This is a genomic window from Propionibacterium sp., assembly GCF_047719395.1.
Taxonomy (GTDB): Bacteria; Actinomycetota; Actinomycetes; order Propionibacteriales; family Propionibacteriaceae; genus Propionibacterium.
This window is the reverse complement of the sequence record NZ_JBDNTB010000086.1, coordinates 1-6,109: the sequence shown is the minus strand read 5'-3', so window position 1 is coordinate 6,109 and position 6,109 is coordinate 1. Positions and strand designations below refer to the sequence as shown.

Below are 6,109 nucleotides of genomic sequence, written 5' to 3'. Positions count from 1 at the left end.
CCAGGACACCCTCGAAAGCCTGCTCCTCGAACACGGCATGCTCGACGCCGCCTGAGCTCCGCCCGTCCTGCCAATACTTGAGGAAGTGCTGCAATGAACAAGCAAGAAATTTCGCCGGAACCCTCGGCAGATGAACTGGCAGCCGTCGATCTCGACGCGGTGGCCGCCATTGATCTCGTCGATCCGGACAGGGCTCTCCCGCTGCCCGCAGATGCACCCGACGGCGAAGAGCTCGCCAAGCACATGGTCGAGGCCTACCCGGCCAAGGTGCTGCGCAAGCGGAAGAAGCACATCAAGGTCAATGACCCCGATGAGATCCCTGAGATCGAGGCCAATGTCCGCTCGACACCTGGCATCATCACTACCCGCGGGTGCTGCTACGCGGGCTGCAAGGGCGTGGTGCTCGGTCCCATCACCGATGTCGTGCACATCGTCCATGGGCCCATCGGATGCTCCTACTACGCATGGATGACCCGGCGCAATCAGGCTGACGTGCCTGAGGGCGAGCAGGACTTCCTCAAGTACTGCTTCAGCACCGACATGACGACCAACGAGATCGTCTTCGGCGGTGAGAAGAAGCTGGCCAAGGCGATCGACGAGGCCTTTGAGATCTTCCACCCCAAGGCGATCGACGTCTTCTCCACCTGCCCCGTCGGCCTCATCGGCGACGACGTGCACGCTGTCGCTCGCGAAGCGCAGAAGAAGCTGGGCATCCCGATCTTCGGCTTCTCCTGCGAGGGTTACAAGGGCGTCAGCCAGTCCGCTGGTCACCACATCGCCAACAATGGCCTGTTCAAGAATGTCGTCGGCACCGAGGAGCTTCCCCCCGAGGCCAAGACGAATCCGTTCAGGATCAACATGCTCGGCGAATACAACATCGGTGGAGATGCCTTCGAGATCGAGCGCATTCTCAACGAGTGCGGCATCGAACTGGTCGCCACCTTCTCGGGTAATGCCCAGCTCGCCGAGCTGGCCCATTCCCAGGAAGCCAACCTCAACCTCATCCAGTGCCATCGTTCGATCAACTACATGGCCGACATGATGGAGACGAAGTTCGGTATCCCGTGGCTCAAGGTCAACTTCATCGGCGCCGAGTCCACCGCCAAGACGCTCCGCAAGATCGGTCGCTACTTCGATGATCCCGAGCTCACCGCTCGCATCGAGGTCGTCATCGCCGAAGAGCTCGCCAAGGTCGAGCCCATCCGCGAGCAGGTCAAGGCGCGGGTCGAGGGCCGTCCGGTCATGATCTTCGTGGGTGGCTCCAGGTCTCACCACTACCAGTCACTGTTCAAGGACATGGGTATGCCAGTGGTCACCGCGGGCTATGAATTCGCTCACCGCGATGACTACGAGGGCTACCGCGTTGCCGACACCATCAAGATCGACGCCGATTCCCGAAACATCGAGGAATTGACCGTCGAGGCGGATCCGGAGCGCTACAACCCACGCAAGTCTCCCGAGCAGCTCGAAGAGCTCAAGAAGACTGTGGACATGGCCGACTACAAGGGCATGATGCCTGAAATGCCCAAGGGCGCCATGGTCGTTGACGATGTCTCCCACATCGAGCTGGAGCACCTCATCGAGGCTTACCACCCCGCTCTGGTCTGCTCCGGAATCAAGGACAAGTACGTCGTGGAGAAGATGGGCATCCCTTGCAAGCAGCTCCACAACTACGACTATGGCGGCCCCTACGCCGGATTCCGCGGAGCGGTGAACTTCTACGAGGAGATCGACCGCATTGTCAATACTCCAGTGTGGAACTTCGTTGCCGCCCCCTGGGAAAAGCAGAGCGCCTGAGAGCCTGAACCGAGGAGTAAACAATGCTTACCGAAACACCGACCAAGATCTCGGAACGCACTGCGCTGCGGATCAACCCCGCCAAGACCTGTCAGCCCATCGGCGCCATGTACGCAGCCAGCGGAATCCACAACTGTCTGCCCTACAGCCACGGCTCCCAGGGCTGCTGCTCATACCACCGCTCCCACCTGACACGGCACTTCAAGGAGCCGTTCATGGCAGCGACCAGCTCCTTCACCGAAGGTGCATCGGTCTTCGGCGGCCAGCCGAATCTGCTGCAGGGTCTGCGTACCGTCTTCGCCGCCTACGATCCCGATGTGGTCGCGGTCAACACGACCTGCCTCTCGGAGACCATTGGTGATGACATCCCGCAGATCATCGGTGAGGCAACCAGCTCGGGCATCATCCCGGAGGGCAAGTTCGTCATCCACGCGAACACTCCGAGCTATGACGGCTCGCACATCACGGGCTTCTCCAACATGTGCGTCTCGATGGTGAAGTACTTCGCCAAGAAGATCGAAGACAAGCCGGACACCGACACCCCGCAGCTCAACATCCTGCCGGGATTCGTCGAGCCCTCCGACATGCGTGAAACTCGCAAACTCGCCGAAGCCTGCGGCTTCAAGGTCACGATGTTCCCCGACACCGCTGGTGTCCTGGATGCACCGCAGACCGGTAAGTTCGAGATGTACCCCTCCGGCGGCGTGACCGTCGAGGAGCTGCAGAATCTCGGTGCCGGCGTCAAGACGCTGGCTCTCGGACCGTTCGCCTCCAAGGAAGCGGCCCTCGAACTCGAGAAGCGCGCAGAGGTTCCCCAGGAGGTGCTCGATCTCCCGATCGGCATTGCCGCGACGGACCGTTTCATCAGCGCTCTCCAGGCAGCAGGTGGCGAGGTCACTCCCGAGATCGAGAATCAGCGCGGCCAGCTGGTCGACCTGATGTGCGATGTGCAGCAGCACTTCTACAACAAGCGGGTGGCCATCTCCGGCGATCCCGACAATGTGCTGAGCCTCACCGAGTTCTGCCGAGATCTCGGCATGATCCCGGTGCACATCCTCACCGGAACTCCTGGCAAGGCCTTCGGCCGCAAGGCCGAGGAGATCCTCGGGGACAAGGCCGACCAGACGAACATCGAAGGCGAGAAGGATCTGTTCCTCCTCCACCAGCTCATCAAGAACGAGCCGGTCGACCTCCTCATCGGTACGACGTACTCCAAGTACATCGCCCGCGCCGAGGACGTCCCCTTCGTCCGCTTCGGCTGGCCCATCCTGGATCGCTTCGGCCACGCGCTCATCCCGAGCGTCGGTTACGCCGGGGCAATCCAGCTGATCGCCAAGATGTCCGACGCGCTCCTGGATCGCCGGGACCGTGACTGCACCGAATACGAATTCGAGTTGGTGTTGTGAGATGACTGAGGTACTCGCCGGCCGGGCACGGCAAATCGCCCGAAGTGGGGAAAAGAAGCCGGACTTCGACTGCGACAAGCAGTCGGTGGCCGGGTCCGTGAGTCAGAGGGCATGCACCTTCTGCGGCTCCCGGGTGGTGCTCTATCCGATCGCTGACGCCGTGCACTTGGTGCACGGACCCATCGGATGCGCTGTCTACACCTGGGATGTCCGGGGGGCGCAGTCCAGCGGCCCTGAACTGCACAGACTGAGCTTCTCGACCGATCTTCGGGAGAGACATGTCGTGTTCGGCGGCGAGCGCCAACTCGAGGACTCCCTCATGGAGCTCATCGAGAAGCATCACCCGAAGGCATGCTTCGTCTACGGCACCTGCATCGTGGGTGTCATCGGCGATGACGTGCCGGCGGTCTGCAAGAAGGTCACCGAAGCGACCGGAGTCATCTGCATTCCGGTCCAGTCGGCCGGCTTCCAGGGTTCCAAGCGGCAGGGCTACGACGCTGCTTGTGAGGCCTTGAATGTGCTCATCGGCACCGGTGACACCTCAGGCATCTCGAAGCATTCGGTGAACATCCTCGGCGACTTCAACCTCGCTGGTGAGATCTGGATACTTCAGGAATACCTGAAGCGGATGGGTGTGGAGGTCGTCGCACAGATCACCGGCGACGGCCGGGTGGACGACATCCGCCGTGCCCATGGCGCCTCGCTCAACCTGGTGCAGTGCTCCGGTTCCACGACCAAGCTGGCCATGCAGATGCAGGACGACTACGGGATCCCCTTCAAGCGGGTCTCCTTCTTCGGCCTGGACGACATGGCCGCCGCGTTGTACGCGATCGCCGAGCACTTCAAGGATCCCGAGATGCTGGCCCGCACCCGCCAGCTGGTCTCCGAGGAGATCGGCAAGGTCATGCCGGTCATCGAGGAATGCCGCCGTGATCTGGAGGGCAAGCGCGCCGCCGCCTATGTCGGCGGTTCCTTCAAGGCGATCTCGCTGGTCAAGGCGCTTCGCCTGCTCGGCATGAAGACCGTGCTGATCGGCTCCCAGACCGGCACCAAGGAAGACTACGAATACCTGTCCGATCTGTGCGATCCGGGCACGATCATCGTCGATGATTCCAATCCCGCCGAGCTGTCGGCCTTCCTCTCCGAGGGCCAGGCGGATCTGTTCATCGGCGGCGTGAAGGAAAGGCCGCTGGCCTACAAGCTCGGCGTCGCCTTCTGCGACCACAACCACGAGCGCAAGCTGCCGCTGGAGGGCTTCGTCGGTATGGCGAACTTCGCCCGCGAGGTGCGCAGCTCGGTGTGCTCCCCGGTGTGGCAGTTCGCACCCCGCCATCAGAACCAGACTCCCGCTGGAAAGGCCTGAGATGTCCACGGATAAGGCCAAGACTCCGCTCGCCGACCAGAGCAAGATTCCCGTCTCCCAGCCCACCTCCAAGGCCACCACGAATGCCTGCCGGATGTGCATGCCGCTGGGCGCCTGCCTGGCATACACCGGTTTCCAAGGCGTCGTGCCCTTCCTGCACGGCTCGCAGGGCTGCTCCACCTACATCCGCCGCTATCTGATCAGTCATTTCGCTGAGCCGATGGACATCGCGTCCTCGAGCGTCGGCGAGACGGCGACGATCTTCGGCGGCGAGTCGAATCTGCGCACCGGTGTGGCGAATGTCACCCGGGTCTACAAGCCCTTCATGATCGGGATGGCGTCCACCTGCCTCACCGAGACGATCGGTGAGGATGTGCACTCGATGATCGCCCGGCTCAAGGATCCGGTCGAGGGCATGGAGGCGAAGACGGGCGTGAAGACCCCTGAACTGGTCTTCGCCAACACCCCCTCCTACCAGGGCACCCACGCCGACGGCTATCACGCCGCAGTGCGCGAGGTCGTCAAGGCACTGGCCGAGCCCGGCGAGGCCACCCACGCGGTCAACATCTTCCCCGGCATCTGCTCGGCGGCCGACCTGCGCCATGTGCGCGAAATGGTCAAGGCCTTCGACATGACGCCGATCATGCTGCCCGACTACTCCGACCGGCTCGACGGCGTGACCGTGGCCAAGTACGAGAAGCTTCCGGCCGGTGGCACGACGCCCGACGAGATCCGCGCCAGCGGGCATTCCCAGGCCTCCATCACTCTCGGCGGCCTGGTCACCGGCGATGTGGAGCTGGGCGGCGACATGCTGCAGACCAAGTACCAGGTGCCGCACTACAAGCTGCCGATGCCGATCGGCATCCGCCTCACGGACATGTTCACCGATGTACTCAGCCAGGTCTCCGGCATGCCGATGCCCGACGAGATGGTCAAGGAGCGCGGCCGGCTGGTCGACGCCTACATCGACGCCCACAAGCACGCCATGGACCGTACGGCCCTCGTGTTTGGCGACGAGGACATCGTTCTTGGCGTGTCGAGCTTCTGCGCCGAGATCGGAATCACTCCGGTGCTCGTCGCGACCGGTGGCCGCTCCGGTCACCTCGCCCAGGAAATCGAGCGTCTGAATCCTGATCTGGTCGGAAAGATCCAGATCACCGATGACAGCGATTTCGAGACCATCACCGCTCTCGCCCAGGAGCTCAAGCCGGACATCATGATCGGCCACTCCAAGGGCTACATCACCGCACGCGACCTCGGCGTCCCGCTGATCCGCGTCGGGATGCCGATCCACGACCGGGTGGGTGGCCAGCGCATCAGGCACTTCGGCTATGCCGGCACGCAGGTGCTGTTCGATCGGATAGTCAATGCACTCATCCAGGTCAAACAGGACACCTCCCCCATCGGTTACGCGTACATGTGAGGACTTGACCCATGACTGACATTGTCGAGAATTCTGCACCACTGACTCCTCAGGGTGCGCTGTTCACTGATCATCCGTGTTTTGATGAGGCGGCGCGTGCGCGGTCTGCGCGGGTGCATT

The 6,109-nt window shown here is 62.4% G+C and carries 4 protein-coding genes; all 4 read left to right on the top strand.

Translation table 11 applies throughout. The annotated features are described in order from the left end of the window. The first annotated feature begins 93 nt into the window (after positions 1-93). The 4 genes from nifD to ABF648_RS11565 are packed head-to-tail and all read left to right on the top strand — an operon-like array spanning position 94 to position 5,989. Entirely contained in the window at positions 94-1,797 is a 1,704-nt protein-coding gene (nifD, locus tag ABF648_RS11580) for a nitrogenase molybdenum-iron protein alpha chain (RefSeq protein WP_415632405.1), read from the top strand. A gap of 23 nt (positions 1,798-1,820) precedes the next feature. Further along, on the top strand, positions 1,821-3,203 hold the full coding sequence (locus ABF648_RS11575; RefSeq protein WP_415632404.1) for a nitrogenase component 1: 1,383 nt from the start codon (positions 1,821-1,823) through the stop codon (positions 3,201-3,203). A gap of 1 nt (position 3,204) precedes the next feature. Continuing rightward, the gene (gene nifE / locus ABF648_RS11570) at positions 3,205-4,566 is read left to right on the top strand and encodes a nitrogenase iron-molybdenum cofactor biosynthesis protein NifE (RefSeq protein WP_415632403.1); all 1,362 of its coding nucleotides are present in this window, start codon (positions 3,205-3,207) and stop codon (positions 4,564-4,566) included. 1 nt (position 4,567) lies between these two features. Beyond that, on the top strand, positions 4,568-5,989 hold the full coding sequence (locus ABF648_RS11565) for a nitrogenase component 1 (protein ID WP_415632402.1): 1,422 nt from the start codon (positions 4,568-4,570) through the stop codon (positions 5,987-5,989). The last annotated feature ends 120 nt before the right edge of the window (positions 5,990-6,109 follow it).

What these genes read in the sequence shown, in the direction of transcription:
- ABF648_RS11575 (WP_415632404.1), top strand. Translation starts at nt 1,821, where the DNA reads ATGCTTACCGAAACACCGACCAAGATCTCGGAACGCACTGCGCTGCGG.
- nifD (WP_415632405.1), top strand. Translation starts at nt 94, where the DNA reads ATGAACAAGCAAGAAATTTCGCCGGAACCCTCGGCAGATGAACTGGCA.
- ABF648_RS11565 (WP_415632402.1), top strand. Translation starts at nt 4,568, where the DNA reads ATGTCCACGGATAAGGCCAAGACTCCGCTCGCCGACCAGAGCAAGATT.
- nifE (WP_415632403.1), top strand. Translation starts at nt 3,205, where the DNA reads ATGACTGAGGTACTCGCCGGCCGGGCACGGCAAATCGCCCGAAGTGGG.